Genomic DNA, 23,711 nt, shown 5'->3' with positions numbered 1-23,711 from the left:
CTCAGCCGCGCTCCCTGGCGGTATCGAGAATACGCAGGACCAGCTCGTCGAAGTCGATGCCGGCATGGGCCGCCGCCTGGGGCACCAGACTGTGATCTGTCATGCCGGGCACGGTATTGACCTCGAGCAGCCAGAACCGACCTTCAGCGTCGCGCATCACATCGACGCGGCCCCAGCCCTGACAGCCCACCGCCTCGAACGCCGCCAGGCACAGCTCGCCCAGCGCGGTCTCCTGCTCGGCATCCAGACCACAGGGCAGGTGGTAAAGCGTCTCGTTGGACAGGTACTTGGCCTCGTAGTCGTAGAAGCCGCTGGGCACCTCGACGCGAATGGCCGGCAGCGCGCTGTCGCCAAGTACCGACAAGGTAAATTCGTCTCCCGACACAAAACGCTCGGCCATCACCCGAGTATCGAAGGTGGCGGCCTCACGATAGGCGGTTTCGAGTTCATCACGGCTGTTGACGATGCTGATGCCGATGGTCGAACCCTCATGGACCGGCTTGACCACCAGCGGCAGACCCAGTCGGTCGGCCACCTCGTTCCAGTCGGCTTCGGGCGACAGCAGCACGCTCTCGGGCGTCGGCAGACCCAGGGTCTGCCACAGCGCCTTGGTCCTGAGCTTGTCCATGCCCAGCGCCGAGGCCAGCACACCGCTGCCGGTATAGGGGATTCCCGCCAGCTCCAGGGCCCCCTGCAGACAGCCGTCCTCCCCTCCCCTGCCGTGCAAGGCAATGAACACCAGATCGGGGTTCAGCGCCTGCAGCCCGGCAACGTCGCCCTCGGCAAGGTCATAGCCGGTCACTTCAAGGCCCTGGCGCTGACACGCCGCCAGCACGGCGGCACCGCTGTTCAGCGACACTTCTCGTTCGGCGCTATGGCCACCGTAGATGACCACCACATGGCCGTAGGACTGTACTTGTCGTGTCACAGGATCACCTCGTCGAACTGAAGCTGGGCATCCGCCAGACGCTGGGAGATGCCACCCACGTCACCGGCGCCCTGAGTAATCAGGATATCGCCGGGTCTGAGCACCTTGGCCAGCAGCGCCGGCAATTCCGCCTTGTCCTGGGCGAAGATCGGATCGACTTCGCCACGCTGACGGATGGAACCCGCCAGGCTGCGACCATCGGCGCCGGGCAGCGCGGTTTCGCCGGCACTGTAGACGTCGAGCAGTACCAGCGTATCGACGCCGGACAGCACCCTGACGAAGTCCTCGTAGAGATCGCGCGTGCGTGAGTAGCGATGAGGCTGGTAGACCATCACCAGCCGGCGCTCGGACCAGCCATCGCGCACCGCCTTGATGACCATCTCCACCTCGCGGGGGTGGTGACCATAGTCGTCCACCAGCATCACCTCACCTTCACCGTTGGGCGCGGCGAAGTGACCGTGTACCTGGAAGCGACGGCCAACCCCGGCAAAGCTCGCGAGTCCCCGCAGAATCGCCTCGGCGTCGACCCCGGCGTCGCTGGCCACGGCGATCGCCGCCAGCGCATTGAGCGCATTGTGACGGCCCGGCATGGCCAGACTGACATCGAGATCCTCGAGGTTGCCGGGCCGCACTGCGGTAAAGCGGACTTCGCCGGCACTCTGGGTGAAGTTCTCGATGCGATAGTCGGCGTCGTCGGAGAAGCCGTAGGTGACGAACTGGCGATTGATGCGGTCGAGCAGGCCACGCACGTTGTCGTCATCGATGCACAGTATCGCCAGACCGTAGAACGGCAGGTTATGCAGAAACTCGATGAAGGTGTGCTTGAGACGCTCGAAGTCGCCACCATAGGTGCTCATATGGTCGGCATCGATATTGGTGACGATGCTGACCATTGGCTGCAGGTGCAGAAAGGAGGCATCGGACTCGTCCGCCTCGGCCACCAGGTAGTCGCCCTGCCCCAGCTGGGCGTTGGTGCCGGCGCTGGTCAGCTTGCCGCCGATGACGAAGGTCGGGTCCAGCCCGCCCTCACCCAGAAGAGTGGCGGTCAGGCTGGTGGTGGTGGTCTTGCCGTGGGTCCCGGCCACGGCGATGCCGTGACGGAAGCGCATCAGCTCGGCCAGCATCTCGGCGCGACGTACCACCGGCACGCGATGCTCGTGGGCCCACACAAGCTCCGGGTTGTCCGCGTCCACGGCGGTGGATACCACCACCACATCGGCACCGGCAGCGTGCTCGGCAGCGTGCCCGATGAACACCTGGGCGCCGCACTGTTCGAGTCGCGCCACCACCGACGAATGACGCAGATCGCTGCCGCTGACCTGGTAGCCCTGATTGGCCAGCACCTCGGCGATGCCGCACATGCCGGCGCCGCCGATGCCGACGAAGTGGATACGACGAATGCGCCGCATGCCGAGACCGGGCCTGGTGGCAGCGGATGAGCTCAGTTGGCCGGGGACCGGCCCTTGGGTCGAATTACTCAAAACCTGTCTCCATACAGCCCGCCACCAGCCGTTCCACAGCGTCAAGGTGGGCCTCGGCCCTTGCCTTGCTCGCCATGGCCGCCAGGGTGTCGGGCTCAAGCAAGGTCCCCAGGCGCTCGGCCAGGGACGTCGGATTCATGTCACGCTGCTGAATAAGCGCCGCGGCACCGGCACCGACCAGCGCCTGGGCGTTGGCCGTCTGATGATCATCCACGGCGTGGGGGAAAGGTACGAACAGCGCCGGCTTGGCCGCCGCCGCCAGCTCCGCCACGGTCAGCGCGCCGGAGCGACAGACCACCAGATCCGCCCAATCGTAGGCGTCGGCCATATCTGCGATAAAGTCGCTGACCTCGGCGTCAACGCCGGCAGCCTGATAGCCCTCGCGGGTCGCCTGGTCCTTGTCTCTACCGGCCTGGTGGCGCACCTCGGGACGCGACTCGGGGGGTAGCTCGGCCAGCGCTCTGGGCATCTGCTGGTTGAGCGCCAGCGCCCCCAGGGAGCCACCGACCACCAGCAGACGAAGGCGTCGTCCGCGCATCTGGTCGGCCACACGTGCATGCTCGCCAAGGGCGGCGATGTCATCCCTGACCGGATTGCCGACGACCTCGGCGCGGCCACCGAAGGCCTGGGGAAAGGCGGCGTAGACTCGCTTGGCCAGGTGCGACAGTGCACGATTGGTCAGCCCGGCCACGGCGTTCTGCTCGTGGATGACCAGCGGTCTGCCGCACAGTCGGGCGGCAAGCCCGCCGGGACCGCTGGCAAAGCCTCCGAGCCCGACCACCAGCTGTGGGTCGAACTCGCGAATCACGCTTCTCGCCTGGCACACGGCGCGCCCAAGGCGCACCGGCGCCTTGAGCCAGCCCGCCAGACCGTTGCCCCTGAGGCCGCTGATGGCGATCTGGTGAAGCACTATGCCGGCCTCGGGCACCAGGCGATTCTCGATACCTCTGGGACTACCCAGCCACGCCACCTCGACGCCCCGCTGCTGCAATCCCCTGGCCAGCGACAGCGCCGGGATGACGTGCCCCCCGGTGCCGCCGGCCATGATCAGCGCTCGCCTTCCCTGTGTGTCACTCACGGCTTCACTCCTGCAGCCTTGGTTCTCCTGGGCGCTTCGCGGGCCTGGTCACGCCGCGCCGCCGGCGACTGCCGACGCTGGCGCTCGCGCGTCTCGATGTCCACCCGCAGCAACAACGCCACCATGATACAGCTCACCACCAGGCTCGACCCACCGTAGGACAACAGCGGCAGGGTCAACCCCTTGGTCGGCAACATGCCGGTACTCACCGCGATGTTGATAAAGGCCTGGGCGCCGATCACCAGGGCGATGCCATAGCTCAGGTAGGCGGCAAACGGCAGCCTCGCAAGCTCGGCCCGACGCCCTACCGCCATGGCCCGCCACATGAGCAGTGCGAACAGGCCGACCACGGCGATCGCGCCGACCATGCCGAGCTCTTCGGCGAGCACCGCAAAGACGAAGTCGGTGTGGGCCTCCGGCAGGTAGAACAGCTTCTGTACGCTGTTACCGAGGCCCATGCCGATCAAGTGGCCGCGACCGAAGGCGATCAGCGCCTGAGTCAGCTGGTAACCGCTGGCAAACTGGTCCGCCCAGGGATCGATGAAACTTGTCAGTCTCGCCATGCGGTAAGGTTCGGCCACCGCCAGGATGGCACCCAGGGTTCCCACCAGCACGAACAACAGCAGAAAGCGCCCCCAGGGCGCCCCGGCCATCAGCAACATGCCCATGACGCAGCTGGTAATGACCACCACACCGCCGTAGTCGGGCTCGAGGATCAGCAGCACGGCCACCACTCCAACCACTACCAACGGGCGCAGAAAGGCCCCCCACTGACGCCTGACCTGTGGCAGAAAGCGTTCCAGATAGCCCGCCATGTAAGCGATCAAGCAGAGCTTGGCGACCTCCGAGGCCTGTAGATTGAAGGGCACCCCGGGGATCGACAGCCAGCGGCGGCTGCCGTTGACCTCGCGCCCCACCAGCAGTACCAGCAACAGCAGCACCAGCCCCACCACCAGCAGCAGCGGGCCATTGGCCTTCCACCAGGCCAGGGGGACGCGCAGCGCCAGGCACCCCACGGTCAACCCACCCAGCACGAAGATGCCGTGGCGAATACTGAAGTACCAGGCGTTGCCGGTCAGGCTCGACGCCACCTCGGTGGAGGCCGACGTCACCATCACCCAGCCGATCAGCAGAAGCGACAGAGTAGCCACCACCAGCCAGCCATCGAAGGCATGGTCGCGGGTGGAAAGACGCTCGCGCAGGGCACCGAGGCGCTGGCGAGATCGGGCGAGACGACTCATGGCTTGGCTCCGCTGGAAAGGTCCTGCACCCAGGCGCGAAAGGCGTCTCCCCTGGCCTGATAGTTGACGAACTGATCGAGACTGGCGCAGGCCGGTGACAGCAGCACCGCATCACCGGGCCTTGCCACATCCCGTGCGCGACACATGGCTGCGTCCAGGTCGTCGACGCGGGTGATGGCGACCGCGCCCTTCAGGGCCTGGGCCAGCGCCTCGGCGTCGCGGCCGAACAGCACCACCTCACGGGCGTAGCGCGACAGCGGGGCGGCCAGCGGCGAGAAATCGGCACCCTTGCCGACACCGCCGGCCAGCAGCACCAGACGCCCATCCAGGGTCGGGCCGAGTCCGGCGATGGCGGCCAGGGTCGCGCCCACATTGGTGCCCTTGGAGTCGTTGATCCAGTCGACGTCGTCGATGGTGGCGAGCCACTCGCTGCGGTGGGCAAGCCCGCTGAAACGTTCGAGCACCCGGGCCATGGCCTCCAGCGGAAAACCGAGACGCTGGCCCATGGCCAGGGCGGCCAGCGCATTGGCCTGGTGGTGACGGCCGCTCTGGCGCATGCGAGCCACCGGCAACAGCGGTTGGTCCGCGTGGAAGAACCAGGGCTCGCCCTGGTGCTCCACCACGCCCCAGTCGTCGCCGGATTGCGGCGCCATCACGCCGAAGCGCGACAGTGCAGGCAACGCCTCGTCGGGCCAGGTCAGGGGGTCCTCGGCGTTGACCACCGCGTGCCTGGCACCACGAAAGATCGCGAGCTTGGCGCGGCGATAGCCGGCCATGTCGCCGTGGCGATCGAGGTGGTCCTCGCTGAGGTTCAGGAAGGCAGCACTGTCGGCCCCCAGACACGGGGTCGTCTCGAGCTGAAAGCTGGACAGCTCCAGCACAAAGAGATCCGCCTCGGGTTCCTGCACCAGCAGGTCCAGCGCCGGGGTACCGAGGTTACCCCCCACGGCCACCCGCCGCCCCGCCTCGCGGGCCATCTCGCCGACCAGGGTGGTCACGGTGGACTTGGCGTTGGCACCGGTGATGGCCGCCAGCGGCGCGCGACAGGCCCGCCGGAACAGCGCGATCTCACCCACCAGACGGGGCTCGCCGGTATCCGGATCGATGCGCCTGGCCGGCGTCTCGAAGCACGCCTGATGGGGGTCGATGCCGGGGCTCAGGATCACCTCCCGCGCGTCGTCCAGCACCAATCCATCGAGCGGCCCCAGGCGCACCGGCACCCCCGGAAAGTCCGCCAGGAAGACGTCGAGTCCCGGCGGCGCCTCGCGGGTATCCACCACCATGAAATCGCGGCCTTCACGCTTGAGATGACGACAGATCGCCATCCCCGACAGGCCGAGCCCTACCACCACGCTCAGGTGGGCGGGCACGACATGGCGTTGCGGCAGTCGCACATCCTGACTGGCGTCCATGGCCACCTCAGCGGATCTTGAGGGTGGCCAGACCCAGCAGGACCAGCACCACGGTGATGATCCAGAAGCGCACGATTACGCGAGGCTCGGGCCAGCCCTTGAGCTCGAAGTGGTGATGCAGCGGCGCCATGCGGAAGATACGACGACCCGTCAGCTTGTAGGAGCCGACCTGAAGGATCACCGAGATGGTCTCCATGACGAAGACGCCACCCATGATGAACAGCACCACTTCCTGGCGCACGATCACCGCGACCACGCCCAGGGCCGCACCCAGCGCCAGGGCGCCAACGTCACCCATGAACACCTGGGCGGGATAGGTGTTGAACCACAGAAAGCCGAGTCCGGCGCCGGAAATGGTGGCGCAGAATACCGCCAGCTCGCCGGCACCGGGGATCATCGGAATCTGCAGGTACTCGGAGAATACCGCGTTGCCGCTGGCGTAGGCGAAGACGCCAAGGCCCATGGCGACCATCACCGTGGGCATGATCGCCAGGCCGTCGAGGCCGTCGGTCAGGTTGACTGCGTTGGAGGAGCCGACGATCACCAGGTAGGTCAGCAGGATGTAGAAGCCACCCAGGGGCAGCACGAAGTCCTTGAGCAGCGGCAGGATCAGGCTGGTTTCCACCGGCGAGGCCGCGGTCAGGTAGAGCACCACGGCAGCCCCCAGGCCGATCACCGACTGCCAGAAGTACTTCCAGCGAGCCGGCAGTCCACGCGGGTTCTTTTCCACTACCTTGCGATAGTCGTCGACCCAGCCGATGGCGCCGAAGCCCAGCGTGACGACCAGCACCACCCACACATAATGGTTGGTCAGATCGCCCCACAGCAGGGTACTGACGGCCATGGCCATCAGGATCATGGCGCCGCCCATGGTCGGCGTACCGGCCTTGGACAGGTGGGACTGGGGACCGTCATCGCGCACCGCCTGGCCGATCTGACGCTCCACCAGACGGCGGATCATCAGGGGGCCAAACCACAGACACAGCACCAGCGCGGTGATGGTCGCCAGAATCATCCTCAGGGTGAGGTATCCAAAGACGTTGAAGGCGCTTTGATAGTTCGCCAACAATTCAGCCAGGAAAAGCAACATGTATCAGGTTCACCTTGAAACATCCGGCCGCAAGGCCGCCACGACGCCTTCCATCCCCGCGGCGCGGGAGCCCTTGACCAGCACGCTGGCCGCCTCGGGCAGATGTTGACGCACATGGCGGACCATCGCCGCCTGATCAGAAAAATGGTACCCGCCTTCGCCGAAGGCTCGGGCGGCGGTCTCGGCCGCCTCGCCCAGAGTACCGAGAAATGTGATGCCGCGTTCCCGCGCGTAGCGTCCGATCTCTGCGTGCAGATCGGCAGACGCTTCACCCAGCTCTCCCATGGCGCCGAGCAGGCACCAGTGCGGGCCGGGCAGTCCCAGCAGGGCGTCGATGGCCGCCTTCATCGCCCCCGGGTTGGCATTGTAGGTATCATCGAGCAGCCGCGCACCGCGTAACCCCTCCTCCACGGTCAGGCGTCCCGGCGTCGGCACCACCTCGCCAAGCCCCGCCACCACGTCGGCGGCGGGCAGTCCCATGGCCAGCGCCCCGGCCGCAGCCGCCAGGGCATTGGACACGTTGTGACGACCCATCAGCGGCAGCTCGACACGCCCCAGCACCTGAGCGTCGAAAGTCAGCGTGAAAGCATAGCGCCCGAGCGTATCGCAGACCAGCTCCCCGGCATGGAGTCGCGCCTCGGGCGTCAGTCCGAAATCGATCACCTCACGGGGCGACGCCAGGCGCTGCCACAGCGAGAAGTAACGGTCGTCACGGTTGAGTACGGCGACGCCCTCGGGGCCGAGTCCGCCGAGAATCTCCCCCTTGGCCTGGGCGATGCGCCCCATGCCACCGAACTCGCCGACGTGGGCCCCGGTGACATTGGTGATGATGGCGACCTGGGGTTCGGCCAGCGCTGCCGTCCAGGCGATCTCGCCCAGGTGGTTGGCGCCGAGTTCCACCACGGCTCTCTGGTGATCCGAGGCAAGCGCCAGCAGCGTCAAGGGCGCGCCGATATCGTTGTTGAGGTTGCCGTGGGTGGCGAGGGTCTCGCCCTGACGAGCCAGCAATGTCGCCAGCATCTGCTTGACCGTGGTCTTGCCACTGTTGCCGGTCACCGCCACCAGCGGACCATCCCAGGCCCGGCGCCGCTCACGGGCCAGCAGCCCCAGGGCCATGCGGGTATCGCCCACCACCAACTGGGGCAAGGGGTCGTCCACCGGGTGCTCGACCACCGCCGCCACGGCACCGCCTTCGCGGGCCTTGGCAATAAAGTCATGGGCATCGAAGCGCTCGCCCTTCAAGGCCACGAACAGCGTGTCCGCCGCCACCCGACGGGTGTCGGTGACGATGGCGGCTATCGGCGAGTTCGCAAGCCCCTGAAGGCCGCCGCCCTCTTCATCGACACCCAGCGCACGGCACACCGACCTCAGCGACGCGAGCCCTGGCGCGCTCATTGGTCCCGCCCCTGTCGACGCTGGTCCAGGGCGGCTTCGGCCTCGGCCAGGTCGGAGAAGTCGTGGCGCACGCCCTGAATCTCCTGGTAGGCCTCGTGTCCCTTGCCGGCGATCAGAATCACGTCATCGGCGCTCGCCTCGGCGATGGTACGGGCGATGGCGTCACCGCGCCCGGCGATGTTCCATGCCTGCTGGCGGGCCTGGCCCTCCAGCCCCGCGAGCATCGCCTGGCGAATGGCGTCCGGGTCCTCGCTTCTGGGGTTGTCGTCGGTGATCACCACTCGATCGGCCTGGCCTGCGGCCGCCTGGGCCATCAGCGGGCGCTTGCCGCTGTCGCGATCACCGCCGCAGCCGACCAGGCACCACAGCGCCCCGCGTCCGGGCAGGTGGGCGCGAAGCGCCGCCAGGGCGTTGTCCAGCGCATCCGGCGTGTGGGCGTAGTCGATCACCACGGTGGGAGCCCCGGGCCGCGTCAACGCCTGCATCCGTCCCGGCACCGGCGTCAGGGTCGCGGCGGCAGTCACCAGCTCGTCGATGCCGACACCCAGACCGTAGAGGGTGGCCATGGCCAGCAGGGCGTTGTCGAGATTGAAGCGACCAAGCAGCGGCAGCACCACCACCTTCTCGCCTTCCGGCGTGGCGATCAGCGCACGCTGCCCACCGACGTCGGGCTCGACATCCAGCACCCTGAGCGAGACGGCATCGTCTTCACCACAGGCCAGCACCCGGGTGCCCTCGCCGATGCCCGCCAGCATCAGCCGAGCCAGGGGATCGTCGCCATTGACCACGGCCAGAGTGATCTCCGGGCGCTTGAACAGCTTCGCCTTGGAGGCGGCGTAGGCGATCATGCTGCCGTGATAGTCGAGGTGGTCGCGGCTCAGGTTGGTAAACACCGCGGCAGTAAAGCGACAGCCCGCCACCCGCTCCTGCTCCAGGGCGTGACTGGAAACTTCCATGGCTATCCGAGTGATGCCCTGGTCGGCGAGCTCACCCAACTGGCGCTGCAGCGCCAGTGGCTCGGGGGTGGTCAGCATGCCCTGGGTCAAGGCACCCGGGCGACCGTGACCCAGGGTACCGATCAGGCCACAGTCGCTGCCCGTGGCGCGGGACAGCTCGGCAATATAGTGGGTCACCGAGCTCTTGCCGTTGGTGCCGGTGACACCGATCAGCTCGAGCCCATCGGGCACCTGATACAGGGTGCGCGCGAGCTCGCCGAGTCGGGCGCGCAGCCCGGGCAGCCACAGTACGCGACCATCGACCCGCGGCGGAGCGTCTTGCGGACCTTCCGCCAGCACCAGGCAGGCGCCGGCATCCAGTGCCTTGTCGATGTAGTCGCGGCCATCGGCGGCGACGCCGGGGATCGCGACAAAGGTCGCGCCGGGCGACACCTCGCGGCTGTCGGTAGTGAGCCAGGTCGCCACCTCGCCGGCGACCGCGGCGTTCGGCGCAAGCTCACTCCAGAACTGGGTCAGCACGTCTTCAAGACGCGCCAGGGATAGGGTCATGGCGGATTCCGTCGCCTTCTGCGTCATGGGCTGTCGCCCTCCTGTTCGGGGCGATCCGGCGGTACGTCGAGGATGCGCAGGGCACTGCCCGCCACCCGCGAGAACACCGGGGCAGCGATGGCGCCGCCGTAGTAGGCGTCGCCCCGGGGATGGTCGATCATTACTACGGTGATGATGCGCGGGTCGGAGACCGGGGTAATCCCGACAAACAACGACCGGTAGGCGTTCTGCTCGTAGCCACCGCTGCCGCTCTTGCGCACGGTGCCGGTCTTGCCGGCCACACTGTAGCCGGGCACCAGCGCGCGTCGGGCGCCGGTGCCTGGTGCCACCACCTCATCCATCATGGCCAGGACGCGGTCGGCGACGTCAGGCTCGATGACCGGCTCGCCCTGGGCGGCGCGGTTGAGGCGCAGCAGCGACGGCGGCAGGCGTTCGCCATGATTGGCGATGGAGGTATAGGCACTGGCCAGCTGCAAGGCGGTGACCGACAGACCGTAACCGTAGGACAGCGCGGCCCACTGACTGCTCGACCACACCGCCGGCGCCGGCATGTTGCCGGTGGCCTCTCCGGGGAAGCCGGTGCCCGGGGCCTGGCCGAAGCCCAGCGCGCGGTAGCGATCTGGCACCACCGGGTCGTCGAGCTGCAGGGTCAGCTTGGCCATGCCGATGTTCGAGGACTTGCGCAGGATCCCGGCCAGGGTCAGCTCGCCATTGTTGGAGACGTCGCGGATGGTGTAGCGGTCGATTCGCATCCAGCCAGGCGACGTATCCACCACGGTGTCACGTGGAAAGCGACCGGTCTCGAGCAGCGCCGACATGGCCAGCGGCTTCATCACTGAGCCCGGTTCGAACACGTCGACCATGGCCCGGTTGCGCAGCCCCTGGGGGTCCAGGCCGGCGCGGTTGTTGGGGTTGTAGGAGGGCTGATTGGCCATCGCCAGCACCTCGCCGCTGCGCGCGTCCATCATCACCAGTACGCCGCCGTCGGCGTCGTTCTCATCCACGGCAGCCTTGAGCTCACGGTAGGCCATGTACTGCAGTCGCTGATCGATGGACAGCGTCAGGTTGCCGCCTGGCTCTGCCTCCTGCAGCACCTCCAGGTCGCGCACCAGACGTCCACGGCGGTCCTTGAGCACGCGGCGCTTGCCGGGCTCACCGGACAGGTAGGATTGATAGGCCAGCTCCAGTCCTTCCTGGCCCTGGTCGTCGACGTTGGTGACCCCCAGCAACTGGGCGGTCACCTCGCCGGCAGGATAGTAGCGCTTGTACTCTTCCCGGGCGTGGACGCCAGGCACCCGCAGCTTGAGCACTTCCTCGGCCTGGGCCGGGGTCATGCGCCGACGCAGGTACATGAATTCACGTTCGCTGTAACGCGCGATGCGCTCGTTGAGGGCATCGAGGTCCTGGCCCAGCGCCTGAGCCAGGCGTAACCGCTGGATGTCGTCGGCGGGCAGGTCCTGGGGGTTGGCCCACAGCGTCACCACCGGAGTCGAGATCGCCAGCGGTTCGCCGTGACGATCGGTGATCATGCCCCGGTGGGCGGGGATCGGATCGGTTCTGAGGGTACGGGCGTCCCCCTGCACCTGAAGAAAGTTTCGATCGATGACGTGAAGATCGACGATCCGCCCGGCCAGCAGACCCAGGCCCAGCAGGATCAGCGTCATCATCACCACGTAGCGCGCCCGCCCCATCGGTTCCATCGGTGGCGGGCGGCGAGGTGTCACGCCCCGGGGAAGTTCCGCGGTCATGGCGTGATCACCTCGATGTCATGGATATCGGGCAGCCGCATCTCCAGACGCTCCACCGCCAGGCGTTCGACACGCGACGGCGTCGACCAGGCGCTCTCCTCCAGCAGCAACTGCCCCCACTCCGTCTGCAACTGCTGCTGTTCACGCTCCAGCTCCTGGAGCCGAGCATACTGCTGGCGAGTCTGGTGACTGACGCTGATCACCGCCAGCGCCGACACCAGGCATGCCAGCAGCAGCGCCACCACCAGCAAAAGGCGTGGCGACATGGTGCGCGGCAGCGGCCAGCCAAAGGCGTTGATGTCCAGTCGTCCTTGAGCCATGGAAGGTCCTCAGTAGCGCTTGCGCGCCATGCGCATGACGGCGCTGCGGGAGCGTGGATTGGCCTCGACCTCTTCGGCGCTGGCCTTCATCGCCTTGCCCAGTGACTCCAGCCGTCGCGCGATCTGATCGTCGCGCAGCGGTATACCCCGGGGCACCTGGGTATCGCCCTTGACGTGATCGCGGATAAATCTCTTCACCCGTCGATCCTCCAGCGAGTGGAAGCTGATCACCACCAGATGCCCCCCGGGCGCCAGTGCCTCCAGCGCGGCTTCCAGCGCCAGATCGAGCTGATCGAGCTCACCGTTGATCTCGATACGCATGGCCTGGAACACGCGAGTGGCAGGATGCTTGCCCTTCTCCCAGGCGGGATGGGCGGCCTTGACCACCTCGGCAAGATCGGCCGTGCGGGTGAAAGGCCGTTCCTGGCGCCGAGCGATGATGGCCCGCGCCAGCCGACGAGCGTAGCGCTCCTCGCCGTAACGCTTGAACACCGAAGCCATCTCGGCCTCGCCCACACGCGCAATCCACTGGGCCGCGCTCTCGCCCTGGGTCGGGTCCATGCGCATGTCCAGCGGGCCGTCGCGCAGAAAGCTGAAACCGCGATCGGGATCGTCAAGCTGAGGGGAGGACACGCCAATGTCGAGCAGGATACCGGACAGCTTGCCATCCAGGCCGTGATCGCGGGCGACCTCTCTCAGCCGCGCAAACTCGGCACGTTCGATGGTAAAGCGTGGGTCATCGATGCTGGCCGCCTCGGCGATCGCCTGGGGGTCGCGATCAAGGGCCAGCAGGCCACCGTCTTGTGCAAGGCGGGAAAGGATGGCGCGGGAATGACCGCCTCGTCCGAAGGTGCCATCCAGATATACGCCAGCGGGATCATGCACCAGGGCGTCGACGGCACCGTCGAGCAGGACGCTTTCATGAGCGAAGCCGCGCACGGAGGATTCAGGGGAAGGTGACGGCATGCGGGTCTCGTTCGACGGCGGTGTTCCTACGCGCGGCCAGCCATCAGCGCCGTCAGCGGTGGAAAACCCTCACGCCACTGGACTCCTGGCCGCACAAACTAGTGATCGCGCCGCTCGAGCCAGGCCCGAGCGCGCAAGAAAAATGGGGAGTCGGCCGATAAGCCGGGTTCTGTCGAGGACAGTCATTCCTCTAGGAGCAGTGTCACCACTGCCCTCAAGCAACCTACCCGAACCCAGCGCGGGCCACGCCAACGGGTCCCTATTTGGTCTTGCTCCGAGTGGGGTTTACCGTGCCACGCACTGTTGCCAGGCGCGCGGTGCGCTCTTACCGCACCCTTTCACCCTTGCCGGCCTCCCGAGGGAGACGTAGGCGGTCTACTCTCTGCTGCACTTTCCGTCGGCTCACGCCGCCCAGGGGTTACCTGGCACTCCGCCCTATGGAGCCCGGACTTTCCTCCCCCGCATCAAGCGGCGGCGACTGTCTGGCCAACTCCCGCGGCAAGCATACCAGTGCCCTGCCACCCCCTCAATCCCCGCCTTGCCGTGACGGGCCTGGGACAACCCCCAGCCTCTTCAGGCGATCGCTCCTGATGCCCTCTCGATGCCCTCTCGACGCCCTCAATCCCCGCCTTGCCGTGACGGGCCTGGGACAACCCCCAGCCTCTTCAGGCGATCGCTCCTGATGCCCTCTCGATGCCCTCTCGACGCCCCCAATCCCCGCCTTGCAGCGACGATCACAGGGCGTCCTCCAGTGCACCAGCGGCTGGATCAATCGGCGTCCTTCAACGCCTGCGCCTGGGCGTACCACTGCTTCTTCGGCCCGCCGAGCACGCGCGCGGCCACTGCCGCGGCCTGCTTGACCCCCACCCCTTCGGCCAGCAGCGCGCGCAGCAGCGCTTCATCATCCACCGCTCGCTGGTCCGGTGCCGGCCCCGAGGCCCCGGCCACCATCACCACGAATTCGCCACGCGCCTGATCAGGATCAGACTCCATCAGTGTCAGCAGCTCGGCGGCGCTGCCGTCGAGGAAGGTCTCGAAGGTCTTGGTCAACTCTCGCCCGAGCACCACTCTGCGCTCGCCCAGTACGGCGGCCAGATCGGCCAGGGTGTCGCGGATACGATGGGGAGACTCGTAACAGACCTGGGTGACGGGTGAATTCCTCCAGGCCTCGATGCGCGCTCGCCGCCCCGCACCCTTGGCCGGCAGGAAGCCATGAAAACTGAAATGATCGGTAGGCAGCCCGGCGGCACACAGCGCAGTGACCAGGGCGCAGGGACCGGGGATCGGCACCACCCGAAAACCCGCCGCCCTGAGCTCACGCACCACGACGTAGCCGGGATCGCTGATCAAGGGAGTCCCGGCATCACTGATAAGCGCCACATCGTCGCCCTGGACGAGCCGCTGCCTGAGCGTCTCGACCCGGGACGCCTCGTTATGGTCGTGCACGGAAATCATCGCCGGCGACAGACCGAGATGACGCATCAGGCGGCCACTGTGGCGGGTATCCTCCGCCGCGACCAACGCCACCTGGCCCAGCACCTGGGCGGCGCGGGGACTGAGATCTTCCAGATTCCCAATTGGCGTGGCGACCACGTACAATGAACCAGCTTTCGCTTCTGACATCTTGGCTCCCTGGGCTGCCATCCGGAACACGGACAAGGAAGGATTCATGAGGACTTTGACTCGCGGCCCCGTGGCCGCCGCTGTACTGGCCATCACGCTGGCCGGCTGCAGCTTCACGCCGAGCATCGTACAGCGGGCCATGGACGACGACCCGGACCAACTACTGGCGCAAGCCGCCCAGCAACAAGGCACCGAAGCGGCGCAGACCCGGCTGAGGGCGGCCGACATCCTAGCACGCTCCGGACGCCGCCCCCAGGCACTGGAAGTCCTCAACAGCCTGGACGACAGCCAGCTCTCCGGCGACAGCCGGCGTCAGTGGGCACTGCTGCTGTCCGAACTGGGGGACAGTGAGGGCGATCCCCAGGCGGTCGTCAGAGCCGCCAGCGTGCTCGACGAGATGCAGCTGCCCAACGATGAAGCCAATCTGCTGCGCCTGCGCCAGGGGCTGGCGCTGGGCCAGCTGGGCGAACCTCTCGAGTCGGCTCGCCTGCTGATGCAGGTGCAGAGCGCCACCGGCCGCGAGGACATCAACGACGCCATCTGGGACCAGTTGAGCGCACTCAACGGCCGCCAGCTCGAGGCACTTGAAGAGCCCGACAACGCCATCGTCACCGGCTGGCTCGAGCTGACCCGCCTGGTCAACCAGAGCGGCGGTGACATCCAGAGGCTATTCGCTCGCCTCGATGACTGGCGCGTGGCCAATCCGGACCACCCCGCCAACCGTCGCCTGCCCACCCAGATCACCCAGTTGCGCGAACTGCGTGGCAAGAGCGTGCAGAGCATCGCGGTGCTGCTGCCCGAGTCGGGCCCGCTTTCCGGCGTCGCCGACGCCATCGAAAAGGGAATTCGCAGCCACCAGGCCAATGTGGTCAACGGCGGCGGAAACGGGGCCCAGCTCAGCTTCTTCGACGCCTCCAACGGCAACCTCGACGAACTCTATCAGCAGGCCCAGAGCAGCGGCGCCCAGGTGGTCATCGGCCCGCTGGACAAGAGCGACGTGACCCGTCTCGAAAGCCGCGCCGAGGTGCCCCTGCCGACCCTGGCGCTGAACTACGGCCAGTCCGCCTCCAACCAGACCAAGAACCTCTACGAGTACGGCCTGTCGGCAGAAGACGAAGCCCGCCAGGCGGCCCGCCGCGGCTGGCAGGACGGCCACCGCAGCGCCTCCATGCTGGTACCGGACAACGACTGGGGTCAGCGGGTCGGCGAGGCCTTCTGGAACACCTGGAGCGAACTGGGCGGCGATATCGCCACGGCGGTGCGCTACAACCCCGGCGCCTCGGCCACCGACAGCACCCGCCGCGCCATCAGCAACCCGCGTCCGGACATGCTGTTCCTGCTGGCCCTGCCGGACTTCGCCCGCCAGGTGCCGCCGACACTGGAATACTATTCGGCCTCCGATCTGCCGGTGTACGCCACCTCACACCTCTACGAAGGCACCCCTCAGTCGCGCCTGGACCGCGACCTCGACGGCGTGCAGTTCCCCGATATTCCCTGGAACATTCCCGACGCCGCCGTGGGCGGTGCCGAGGCCCTGCCCTTCTACGACACCTATCAAGAGCTCAAGGCCGAGAACAAGCCAGCCATCTTCCGCCTGATGGCGATGGGCGTCGACGCCTACGAACTGGCACGCCGCATGCCGCAGATCCAGGCCCTGCCGGGTTCACGCATGCAGGGCGCCACCGGCACCCTGAGCGCCGCCAGCGATGGCCGCATCTACCGCGAACTGCCATGGGCGCAGTTCAGCAGCGGCGTGCCGGCACCCGTGTTCAGTGACGGCCTCGGTGATGCGGCGCCCTGACGCCATAGACGCCGTCGCCCGCGGCCAGGCCATCGAGCGTCACGCCGAGGCCTGGCTGTGCCAGCGTGGACTGATAGCGATCTCGCGCAACCAGCGCGCCAAGGGAGGCGAGATCGATCTGGTGATGCGCGACGGCGAGACCCTGGTGTTCGTCGAGGTGCGCCACCGCCGCAGCATCCGCCACGGCCATCCTGCAGAAACAATCACCATCACCAAACAACGCCGTCTGATCCAGGCGGCGCGTTTTTATCTCCACCGCAACGGGCTATCATGTCCTTGCCGCTTCGATGTCCTGGCCGTTACCGGCTCGTCACCGAGCCTCGACATCCAGTGGATCGCCGGTGCATTCGAAGCAAACTGACACAGCGGGCTCCCGGCGAGCCCCCATGGACCAGGAAGGCAGCATGGATTTCCAGAGCCGAATTCTCGGACAGTTCAACGACAGTATCGACACCAAGACCTACGCCAGCGAAGTGCTTCCACCGTTCATCGAGGTCGCGAGCCAGATGATGGTCCAGAGCCTGGTCACCGACGGCAAGATTCTCGCCTGTGGCAACGGCGGCAGCGCCGGCGACAGCCAGCACTTCTCCTCCGAACTGCTCAATCGCTTCGAGCGCGAGCGCCCCAGCCTGCCGGCCCTGGCCTTGACCACCGACACCTCGACGCTGACCTCCATCGCCAACGATTACAGCTACAACGAGGTGTTCTCCAAGCAGGTGCGCGCCCTGGGCCAGCCTGGCGACGTGCTGCTGGCGATTTCCACCAGCGGCAACTCGGCCAATGTCATCCAGGCCATTCAGGCCGCTCATGACCGTGACATGACGGTGGTGGCCCTGACTGGACGGGACGGCGGCAACATGGCCTCCCTGCTGGGACAGGACGATTGCGAGATCCGGGTGCCGGCCACCTCCACGGCCCGTATTCAGGAGGTTCACCTGCTGGTGATCCACTGCCTGTGTGACCTTATCGACGAACAACTCTTTGGTGCGAGTGAATAACATGACGCAACGCGATTCCCGTTCGACACGCCCCCTGATGACCGCCCTGCTGCTGTCCGCCCTGCTGGCCGGCTGCACCACCGTAACCTCGGTGACCAACCCCGGCACCATCGACGAGGATTACGGCGAGCGCACCCTGGGCGCGACCGTCGAGGACGAGAGCATCGAGACCAAGGCCGCCCACAACCTGGGACGCGTCGATGCACGCCTGAAGGACGCCAGGATCAACGTCGACAGCTACAACGGCGTGGTACTGCTGACCGGCCAGGTCCCCAGCGAAGAGCTCAAGCAGCGCGCCGAAGAGATCGTCAGCCAGGTGCGCAACGTTCGCCGGGTCCACAATGAACTCAGCGTGGCGGCCAACCTGCCCACCAGTCAGCGCCTCAACGACGCCTGGCTGGACACCAAGGCACGTACCGCCCTCGCCACCAGCGATCAGGTCGACTCCGGCCGCATCACCGTGGTCACCGAGAACGCTACCGTCTACCTGATGGGCCTGGTGACCCACGCCGAGGCCGACCGTGCGGTCAATGTGGTATCCAACGCCGGCGGCATGGAGCGTATCGTCAAGGTATTCGACTACATCGACTGATGGCGACAGGCGTGCCCTCGCAAGAAGGCACGCCCCTCAAGCGCAAAAGATGCACAAAAAAGCGGCGAGCCTGAGGGCTCGCCGCTTTTTATGAGATCACGCTTGTGAAGAGGTCCCGCTTGTGAAGAGGTCACGCTTTTCCAGCAGATCAAGCCGACGACAGCTCGCCGCCGACCACCTTTAGAGCGCGATGCGCCCGATGGCCTTACTTGATCACCCTGAGGGATGGACGCCCCTTGCGAGGCGGCTTGGACCTCTCGACACCTTCATCCACGCCATCGCCGCCATCGGACTCACCGCCTGCGTCCTCATCGGAAGCGGCAGGAGACTCCTCCTCTGACGAATCCTTGACGCTCTCCAGGGCCGGCGCATCGACGTCGTTGGCCTCTTCGACGGGAAGCTCAGGCTCGTGACCAAAGACCATGCCGACGCCGTTCTCGCGGGCGTACAGGGCAATCAGTGCAGGCAGCGGTACAAACAGCAACTCCGACTTGCCACTGAAGCGCGCCGAGAAACGAATCACGTCGTTGCCCATGTCCAGATCACGCACGGCGGTAGGGCCAAGGTTCAGCACGATCTGGCCGTTCTGCACGAACTGCCTGGGAACCTCGACGTTCTCGTACTCCGCATCGACGACGATATACGGCGTCAATTCATTATCCAGCAGCCACTCGTACAGCGCCCTGGCCAGGTAGGGACGGCTCGACTTCATGATATGGCCCTCTTGGTTGGCGAATGGGAACTCGGGCGACTCCGGTGGCGACCGGACACACACGGCTCAGGCATTCCGTTCAAGCAAAACATCAGGGACGAATTTCGCGCTCGGCCTCGGACAGCGCAGCACGGAAGCCATCACGGGCGAACACGCGCTCCATGTAGCCCATCAGCGGCCGTACCTGCTTCTCGGGCAGCTCGATATTGAGCGCAGGAAGACGCCACAGGATCGGCGCAAGGCAGCAGTCCACCAGGGTGAACTCCTCGCTCATGAAGAAGGGCATGTCCTCGAAGATCGGCGAGATACCGATCAGGCTTTCACGCAGCTCCTTGCGCGCCTTGTCGGCTTCCTTCTTGCTGCCGGACAGGATGCGATCGACCATCGGGCACCACTCGCGCTCGATACGATGCATCCACAGTCGGCTCTGGGCACGCGCGACAGGATAGACCGGCAGCAACGGCGGGTGCGGGAAACGCTCGTCCAGATACTCCATCATGACCTTGGACTCGTAGAGCACCAGGTCACGATCCAACAGCGTGGGGACGCTGTTGTAAGGGTTCAGGTCCGCCAACTCCTCGGGATGCTTGTCGTCGGTCACCTCGACAATATCCACGGCCACGCCCTTCTCAGCCAGCACGATCCGCACACGATGGCTGAAATGGTCCTCGCCACCGGAGTAGAAGATCATCGACGACCGCTTGGCCACTACACCCATGAAACAATCCTCGCATCAGTTCAAGCCGGGATGATAACACGACAACCCCCTTCTCGGGGGGGCATCAGGGGCACATCTTTGCTCCCGCAGCGGGTCCGCCCGGGCGCAACGATGATACCAGAAAAGGCAACGGGCGCGTGGTCATCGACCCCGCGCCCGCCATGGTGGACCAATCGGTCAGTGAATGTCTCGCCAGTACTCGCGCTTGAGGAAGTAGGCGATGATGCCAAACAGCAGGATGAAGATCAGCACCTTCGGTCCCAGCGCCTGGGCATGCAGCTTGGACGGCTCACCCACGTAGGCCAGGAAGTTGGTCAGATCATACACCGCCTGCTCGAACTCCTTGGGCTCCATGCTGCCCGGCGACGTCACCTGCAGGGTCTCGCAGGACTGGTACTTGCCGGTCAGCGGATCGAGTTCGGCGTCACCGACCGCATGATCGGAGGCTGCACAGACCTTCTCCTGCACCCCCTGCAGCGGCTCGAGCACGTTGGGCATGCCCACCGCCGGGAACACCACATTGTTGACCCCGGTGGCACGCTCGCTGTCACGATAGAAGCTCAGCAGATAGCTGTAGATCCAGTCGGTGCCGCGCAGTCTGGCCTCCAGAGTCAGATCCGGCGGCGCCTTGCCGAACCATACCTCGGCATCCTCGGCACTCATCGCCTTGTGCATCTGGTCGTTGTACCCCAGTTCCGGCGAGAAGATCAGATTGTCCTCGACCAGATCCTGGGGCATCCCCAGATCCTCGGCCGCGCGGGAGAAACGCTGGTACTCCAGGGAATGACAGCCCATGCAGTAGTTGACGTAGAGCTTCATCCCGTTCTGCAGCGAGGCCTGGTTCTCCAGATCCGGCGACATGCTGCGCAGGTGCACCCCCTCGCCGCCCGCGGCGAAGGAGCAAAGCGGGACCAGCGCGAAGAGCAGTGCGAACAGTTGCTTTTTCATTAGCCAGTCACCCTTTCAGGAACGGGTTTGGTCTTCTCCAGCCGCGTATAGATGGGCATCAACACGAAGAAGGCGAAGTAGATCACGGTGCAGATCTGGGCCAGCAGTGTCCTGGCGCCGGTCGGCGGCAGCACCCCGAGCACCCCGAGGATGACAAAGCTGATCGCGAACAGCACCAGCATCACCTTGGAGATCCAGCCCTTGTAGCGCATGGAGCGCACCGGAGAGCGGTCGAGCCAGGGCAGCACGAACAGCACCGCAATGGCCGCCCCCATGAAGATGACCCCGAGGAACTTGGCGTCCAGCCCAAACAGCGAGAAGGTGATGGCGCGCAGGATCGCGTAGAAGGGCGTGAAGTACCACACCGGGGCGATATGATCCGGCGTCTTCAGCGGGTTGGCCGGTTCGAAGTTGGGCTTCTCGAGGAAGTAGCCGCCGCCTTCCGGGAAGTAGAAGATCACCGCACAGAACACGAACAGGAACACCGCCACTCCGACGATATCCTTCACCGTGTAGTAGGGATGGAAGGGAATGCCGTCCAGCGGCTTGCCGGTCTCGTCCTTCTTGGCCTTGATATCGATGCCATCGGGATTGTTGGACCCCACCTCGTGCAAGGCAATGATGTGCAACACCACCAGCGCCAGGATCACGATAGGCAGCGCCACCACGTGCAGGGCAAAGAAGCGGTTCAGCGTGATCCCGGAGATCAGATAGTCACCGCGCACCCACTGGGCCAGGTCGGGACCGATACTCGGGATAGCGGAGAACAGCGAGATGATGACCTGGGCACCCCAGTAGGACATCTGTCCCCAGGGCAGCAGATAGCCCATGAAGGCTTCGGCCATCAGCGCCAGGTAGATCGCCATGCCGAAGATCCACACCAGCTCACGCGGCGCCTTGTAGGAGCCATAGAGCAGGCCGCGGAACATGTGCAGGTAGACCACTAGGAAGAACGCCGAGGCGCCGGTGGAGTGCATGTAGCGGATCAGCCAGCCGTACTCGACATCACGCATGATGTACTCGACGGAGGCGAAGGCACCCTCCGCGCTGGGGTTGAAGCTCATGGTCAGCCAGACACCGGTGAGGATCTGATTGACCAGCACCAGCAGCGCCAGGGAGCCGAAGAAGTACCAGAAGTTGAAGTTCTTGGGCGCGTAGTACTCGGACAGATGCTCCTGCCACATCTGGGTGGCGGGGAAGCGATCATCGACCCAGCGCATGAAACCGCGTTCGGCCTTGGCCTTGTTGGGATTCGCCATTATGCGCCCTCCCCGTCTTCGCCGACCACGATGACCGACTCGTTGACAAAGTAGTAGGGTGGAACTTCCAGGTTCACCGGAGCGGGCACATTGCGAAACACCCTGCCCGCCAGGTCGAAGCGCGAACCATGGCACGGGCAGAAGAAGCCACCGGGCCAGTCATCGACACCGACGCCTTCGGCGTTGGGCTCCGGCTTGAACAGCGGTGAACAGCCCAGATGCGTACAGATGCCGACCAGCACACCGATCTCGGGCCGAATGGAGCGCAGCGAACCGCCGGCATAGTCCGGCTGCATCGGCTTGGCGGAATCCGGGTCTGCCAGCACCTCGTCGGTCAACGCCTCGGTACGTTCGATCATCTCCGGCGTGCGATTGATGACCCATACAGGACGGCCCCGCCACTCGACGGTCATTCGCTGCCCGGGTTCGAGCTTCGAAATATCCGCCTGAACGGGCGCACCCGCCGCCCGAGCCCTGGCACTAGGCTGCCAGGAAGCCACAAAGGGTACCGCTACCCCGACGGCGCCGACTGCTCCAACTACGGAGGTCGCCCCTACGAGGAAACGGCGTCGCCCTTTGTTCACGCCGTTGTCTGCCATGATCTGGTTTCTCCCATCAGACTTTATCCGTTGTTGTTTTCACGGCCCCTTGAATGTCCGTGACCACGGATACAAGTGGATTGTATGTTAGGAAATCCCCCCCACCGGCACAAGAAGCCGGCTGACCCAGACCCCCTGCGCAAGCCCCAGACAATTGACGTGGAACAACTTTATACCACTGTGCCTGTTCGCCTTGAGGGACAGGGCGGCTCAAAAGGCATAGACGATGACAGATTAACGAGGGAAACAAGCGCCGCCAGGCGACCCGATGACCCCCACCACCAGAGCACTACAGCACACAATTTTTCGAACCCCGGACACGACAACGCCCGGGCCAATGGCCCGGGCGTTGTTGATCGGCAAGCGTGGGTGATTAACGCTTGGAGAACTGCGGGCGACGACGCGCCTTGCGCAGACCGACCTTCTTACGCTCGACTTCACGTGCGTCACGAGTGACGTAGCCGGCAGCACGCAGCGGCTGACGGAAGTCCTCGTTGTACTGCATCAGGGCACGGGTGATGCCGTGACGAATGGCGCCGGCCTGGGCGCTGCCGCCGCCACCCTTGACGGTGACATAGACGTCGAACTGGCCGAGGGTCTCGGTCAGTTCCAGCGGCTGGCGAACCACCATGCGGCCAGTCACGCGACCGAAGTATTCGTTCAGGTCACGGCTGTTGACGGTGATCTTGCCGGTGCCCGGCTTGAGGAAGACGCGCGCGGTTGAGGTCTTGCGGCGCCCGGTACCGTAATACTGCTGTGTCATGGCGAAGATCCCCTCAGATGTTCAGTTCTTGCGGCTGCTGGGCAGCGTGCGGATGTTCGGAACCGGCGTAGACCTTGAGCTTGGCGTGCATGGCACGGCCCAGCGGACCCTTCGGCAGCATGCCCTTGACGGCACCTTCGATGACACGCTCGGGAGCGTGGTCGATCAGCTGGCTGAAGGTCATGGAACGCAGGCCACCCGGGTAACCAGTGTGACGATGGTACATCTTGTCGCTGGCCTTGTTGCCGGTGACCTTAACCTTCTCGGCATTGATCACGACGATGTAGTCGCCGGTATCAACGTGAGGAGTGTATTCCGGCTTATGCTTGCCACGCAGGCGGCGAGCAATTTCGGTAGCCAGACGACCGAGCGTCTTGTCCGCGGCATCGACGACATACCAGTCGCGCTGGACGGACTGCGGCTTAGCACTGAACGTCTTCATGGATGAAATCACCAATTCGATGTGTTGGATCCCTTTCGTCGTGTTCTGGACACCCGACAGGTGTTCAGCGAGACCACGCCGCGAAGAGATCA

23 protein-coding genes and 1 other RNA gene are annotated in these 23,711 nt (G+C 65.6%); 4 read left to right on the top strand and 20 right to left on the bottom strand.

Features of this window, described 5'->3' with window-relative positions; all coding sequences use genetic code 11:
- Position 1: 1 nt before the first annotated feature.
- The 13 genes from KUW00_RS13855 to rsmI all read right to left on the bottom strand — a co-directional run bounded on the left by KUW00_RS13855 (position 2) and on the right by rsmI (position 14,787).
- Positions 2-928, bottom strand: coding sequence for a D-alanine--D-alanine ligase (locus tag KUW00_RS13855; protein WP_222569327.1), 927 nt, complete (start codon positions 926-928; stop codon positions 2-4).
- Positions 925-2,337 (bottom strand): UDP-N-acetylmuramate--L-alanine ligase, encoded by a 1,413-nt coding sequence (murC, locus tag KUW00_RS13850; protein ID WP_222569424.1) that lies wholly within the window; start codon positions 2,335-2,337, stop codon positions 925-927. Before murC ends, KUW00_RS13855 begins: the two co-directional genes overlap by 4 nt.
- 64 nt (positions 2,338-2,401) lie before the next feature.
- Positions 2,402-3,454 (bottom strand): undecaprenyldiphospho-muramoylpentapeptide beta-N-acetylglucosaminyltransferase, encoded by a 1,053-nt coding sequence (gene murG / locus KUW00_RS13845; protein WP_222569423.1) that lies wholly within the window; start codon positions 3,452-3,454, stop codon positions 2,402-2,404.
- A gap of 29 nt (positions 3,455-3,483) precedes the next feature.
- Positions 3,484-4,728 carry a putative lipid II flippase FtsW gene (gene ftsW, locus KUW00_RS13840; protein ID WP_222569326.1) on the bottom strand — a complete coding sequence of 415 codons (1,245 nt, stop codon included), beginning with the start codon at positions 4,726-4,728 and terminating at the stop codon, positions 3,484-3,486.
- Positions 4,725-6,140 (bottom strand): UDP-N-acetylmuramoyl-L-alanine--D-glutamate ligase, encoded by a 1,416-nt coding sequence (murD, locus tag KUW00_RS13835; protein WP_108132805.1) that lies wholly within the window; start codon positions 6,138-6,140, stop codon positions 4,725-4,727. Before murD ends, ftsW begins: the two co-directional genes overlap by 4 nt.
- Before the next feature lie 7 nt (positions 6,141-6,147).
- Positions 6,148-7,230 (bottom strand): phospho-N-acetylmuramoyl-pentapeptide-transferase, encoded by a 1,083-nt coding sequence (mraY, locus tag KUW00_RS13830; RefSeq protein WP_108132663.1) that lies wholly within the window; start codon positions 7,228-7,230, stop codon positions 6,148-6,150.
- Positions 7,231-7,239: 9 nt separating this feature from the next.
- Positions 7,240-8,625 (bottom strand): UDP-N-acetylmuramoyl-tripeptide--D-alanyl-D-alanine ligase, encoded by a 1,386-nt coding sequence (gene murF / locus KUW00_RS13825; protein ID WP_222569325.1) that lies wholly within the window; start codon positions 8,623-8,625, stop codon positions 7,240-7,242.
- Complete coding sequence (locus tag KUW00_RS13820) at positions 8,622-10,130, bottom strand: UDP-N-acetylmuramoyl-L-alanyl-D-glutamate--2,6-diaminopimelate ligase (protein ID WP_222569324.1); 1,509 nt, start codon at positions 10,128-10,130, stop codon at positions 8,622-8,624. The genes murF and KUW00_RS13820 overlap by 4 nt, the downstream gene beginning before the upstream one ends.
- Positions 10,131-10,153: 23 nt before the next feature.
- Positions 10,154-11,821: a peptidoglycan D,D-transpeptidase FtsI family protein gene (locus KUW00_RS13815; protein WP_375038222.1), complete on the bottom strand. Its 1,668-nt coding sequence runs from the start codon at positions 11,819-11,821 to the stop codon at positions 10,154-10,156.
- A 53-nt stretch (positions 11,822-11,874) separates the two neighbouring features.
- Positions 11,875-12,198, bottom strand: a complete 324-nt coding sequence (gene ftsL / locus KUW00_RS13810) for a cell division protein FtsL (RefSeq protein WP_052704393.1) — start codon at positions 12,196-12,198, stop codon at positions 11,875-11,877.
- Positions 12,199-12,207: 9 nt separating this feature from the next.
- Positions 12,208-13,164: a 16S rRNA (cytosine(1402)-N(4))-methyltransferase RsmH gene (gene rsmH, locus KUW00_RS13805; RefSeq protein ID WP_108132660.1), complete on the bottom strand. Its 957-nt coding sequence runs from the start codon at positions 13,162-13,164 to the stop codon at positions 12,208-12,210.
- 142 nt (positions 13,165-13,306) lie between these two features.
- Positions 13,307-13,658: RNase P RNA component class A (gene rnpB / locus KUW00_RS13800), an RNA gene on the bottom strand.
- Between the two features lie 274 nt (positions 13,659-13,932).
- Positions 13,933-14,787 (bottom strand): 16S rRNA (cytidine(1402)-2'-O)-methyltransferase, encoded by an 855-nt coding sequence (rsmI, locus tag KUW00_RS13795; RefSeq protein ID WP_108132659.1) that lies wholly within the window; start codon positions 14,785-14,787, stop codon positions 13,933-13,935.
- A gap of 46 nt (positions 14,788-14,833) precedes the next feature.
- Between rsmI and KUW00_RS13790 the strand changes: the two genes are divergently transcribed.
- From KUW00_RS13790 to KUW00_RS13775, 4 genes are read left to right on the top strand one after another with little or no spacing between them, the layout of a single operon-like run.
- A complete protein-coding gene (locus KUW00_RS13790; protein ID WP_222569323.1) occupies positions 14,834-16,588 on the top strand; it encodes a penicillin-binding protein activator in 1,755 nt (584 codons plus the stop codon).
- Entirely contained in the window at positions 16,575-16,949 is a 375-nt protein-coding gene (locus tag KUW00_RS13785; RefSeq protein WP_108132657.1) for a YraN family protein, read from the top strand. The genes KUW00_RS13790 and KUW00_RS13785 overlap by 14 nt, the downstream gene beginning before the upstream one ends.
- A 43-nt stretch (positions 16,950-16,992) precedes the next feature.
- Entirely contained in the window at positions 16,993-17,586 is a 594-nt protein-coding gene (locus tag KUW00_RS13780) for a phosphoheptose isomerase (protein WP_045993370.1), read from the top strand.
- Position 17,587: 1 nt separating this feature from the next.
- Positions 17,588-18,178 carry a BON domain-containing protein gene (locus KUW00_RS13775; protein ID WP_108132656.1) on the top strand — a complete coding sequence of 197 codons (591 nt, stop codon included), beginning with the start codon at positions 17,588-17,590 and terminating at the stop codon, positions 18,176-18,178.
- Between the two features lie 205 nt (positions 18,179-18,383).
- Here KUW00_RS13775 and KUW00_RS13770 read toward each other — a convergent pair whose 3' ends face one another.
- The 7 genes from KUW00_RS13770 to rplM form a co-directional block, all read right to left on the bottom strand.
- Entirely contained in the window at positions 18,384-18,890 is a 507-nt protein-coding gene (locus tag KUW00_RS13770; protein ID WP_045993368.1) for a ClpXP protease specificity-enhancing factor, read from the bottom strand.
- A 91-nt stretch (positions 18,891-18,981) separates the two neighbouring features.
- The gene (gene sspA, locus KUW00_RS13765; protein ID WP_045993367.1) at positions 18,982-19,608 is read right to left on the bottom strand and encodes a stringent starvation protein SspA; all 627 of its coding nucleotides are present in this window, start codon (positions 19,606-19,608) and stop codon (positions 18,982-18,984) included.
- A gap of 177 nt (positions 19,609-19,785) precedes the next feature.
- On the bottom strand, positions 19,786-20,556 hold the full coding sequence (locus tag KUW00_RS13760) for a cytochrome c1 (protein ID WP_045993366.1): 771 nt from the start codon (positions 20,554-20,556) through the stop codon (positions 19,786-19,788).
- A complete protein-coding gene (locus KUW00_RS13755; RefSeq protein WP_045993365.1) occupies positions 20,556-21,815 on the bottom strand; it encodes a cytochrome b in 1,260 nt (419 codons plus the stop codon). The genes KUW00_RS13760 and KUW00_RS13755 overlap by 1 nt, the downstream gene beginning before the upstream one ends.
- Complete coding sequence (gene petA / locus KUW00_RS13750) at positions 21,815-22,414, bottom strand: ubiquinol-cytochrome c reductase iron-sulfur subunit (protein WP_045993364.1); 600 nt, start codon at positions 22,412-22,414, stop codon at positions 21,815-21,817. The genes KUW00_RS13755 and petA overlap by 1 nt, the downstream gene beginning before the upstream one ends.
- 373 nt (positions 22,415-22,787) lie before the next feature.
- Entirely contained in the window at positions 22,788-23,177 is a 390-nt protein-coding gene (gene rpsI, locus KUW00_RS13745) for a 30S ribosomal protein S9 (protein WP_045993363.1), read from the bottom strand.
- Between the two features lie 13 nt (positions 23,178-23,190).
- A complete protein-coding gene (gene rplM / locus KUW00_RS13740) occupies positions 23,191-23,619 on the bottom strand; it encodes a 50S ribosomal protein L13 (protein ID WP_045993422.1) in 429 nt (142 codons plus the stop codon).
- Positions 23,620-23,711 lie beyond the last annotated feature (92 nt).

This window comes from Halomonas sp. DP5N14-9, from assembly GCF_019802175.1.
Taxonomy (GTDB): Bacteria; Pseudomonadota; Gammaproteobacteria; order Pseudomonadales; family Halomonadaceae; genus Halomonas; species Halomonas litopenaei.
This window is presented reverse-complemented; position numbering and strand designations above follow the sequence as displayed.

Excerpts from the sequence above, each read along its gene's own strand:
- rsmH (WP_108132660.1), bottom strand. The coding sequence starts at position 13,164 with ATGCCGTCACCTTCCCCTGAATCCTCCGTGCGCGGCTTCGCTCATGAA.
- KUW00_RS13790 (WP_222569323.1), top strand. The coding sequence starts at position 14,834 with ATGAGGACTTTGACTCGCGGCCCCGTGGCCGCCGCTGTACTGGCCATC.
- mraY (WP_108132663.1), bottom strand. The coding sequence starts at position 7,230 with ATGTTGCTTTTCCTGGCTGAATTGTTGGCGAACTATCAAAGCGCCTTC.
- KUW00_RS13780 (WP_045993370.1), top strand. The coding sequence starts at position 16,993 with ATGGATTTCCAGAGCCGAATTCTCGGACAGTTCAACGACAGTATCGAC.
- KUW00_RS13820 (WP_222569324.1), bottom strand. The coding sequence starts at position 10,130 with ATGACCCTATCCCTGGCGCGTCTTGAAGACGTGCTGACCCAGTTCTGG.
- ftsW (WP_222569326.1), bottom strand. The coding sequence starts at position 4,728 with ATGAGTCGTCTCGCCCGATCTCGCCAGCGCCTCGGTGCCCTGCGCGAG.
- murD (WP_108132805.1), bottom strand. The coding sequence starts at position 6,140 with ATGGACGCCAGTCAGGATGTGCGACTGCCGCAACGCCATGTCGTGCCC.
- ftsL (WP_052704393.1), bottom strand. The coding sequence starts at position 12,198 with ATGGCTCAAGGACGACTGGACATCAACGCCTTTGGCTGGCCGCTGCCG.
- KUW00_RS13775 (WP_108132656.1), top strand. The coding sequence starts at position 17,588 with ATGACGCAACGCGATTCCCGTTCGACACGCCCCCTGATGACCGCCCTG.
- rplM (WP_045993422.1), bottom strand. The coding sequence starts at position 23,619 with ATGAAGACGTTCAGTGCTAAGCCGCAGTCCGTCCAGCGCGACTGGTAT.
- murC (WP_222569424.1), bottom strand. The coding sequence starts at position 2,337 with ATGCGGCGCATTCGTCGTATCCACTTCGTCGGCATCGGCGGCGCCGGC.
- murG (WP_222569423.1), bottom strand. The coding sequence starts at position 3,454 with ATGGCCGGCGGCACCGGGGGGCACGTCATCCCGGCGCTGTCGCTGGCC.
- rsmI (WP_108132659.1), bottom strand. The coding sequence starts at position 14,787 with ATGTCAGAAGCGAAAGCTGGTTCATTGTACGTGGTCGCCACGCCAATT.
- KUW00_RS13755 (WP_045993365.1), bottom strand. The coding sequence starts at position 21,815 with ATGGCGAATCCCAACAAGGCCAAGGCCGAACGCGGTTTCATGCGCTGG.
- KUW00_RS13815 (WP_375038222.1), bottom strand. The coding sequence starts at position 11,821 with ATGGGGCGGGCGCGCTACGTGGTGATGATGACGCTGATCCTGCTGGGC.
- KUW00_RS13785 (WP_108132657.1), top strand. The coding sequence starts at position 16,575 with ATGCGGCGCCCTGACGCCATAGACGCCGTCGCCCGCGGCCAGGCCATC.
- KUW00_RS13770 (WP_045993368.1), bottom strand. The coding sequence starts at position 18,890 with ATGAAGTCGAGCCGTCCCTACCTGGCCAGGGCGCTGTACGAGTGGCTG.
- KUW00_RS13760 (WP_045993366.1), bottom strand. The coding sequence starts at position 20,556 with ATGAAAAAGCAACTGTTCGCACTGCTCTTCGCGCTGGTCCCGCTTTGC.
- rpsI (WP_045993363.1), bottom strand. The coding sequence starts at position 23,177 with ATGACACAGCAGTATTACGGTACCGGGCGCCGCAAGACCTCAACCGCG.
- sspA (WP_045993367.1), bottom strand. The coding sequence starts at position 19,608 with ATGGGTGTAGTGGCCAAGCGGTCGTCGATGATCTTCTACTCCGGTGGC.
- petA (WP_045993364.1), bottom strand. The coding sequence starts at position 22,414 with ATGGCAGACAACGGCGTGAACAAAGGGCGACGCCGTTTCCTCGTAGGG.
- murF (WP_222569325.1), bottom strand. The coding sequence starts at position 8,625 with ATGAGCGCGCCAGGGCTCGCGTCGCTGAGGTCGGTGTGCCGTGCGCTG.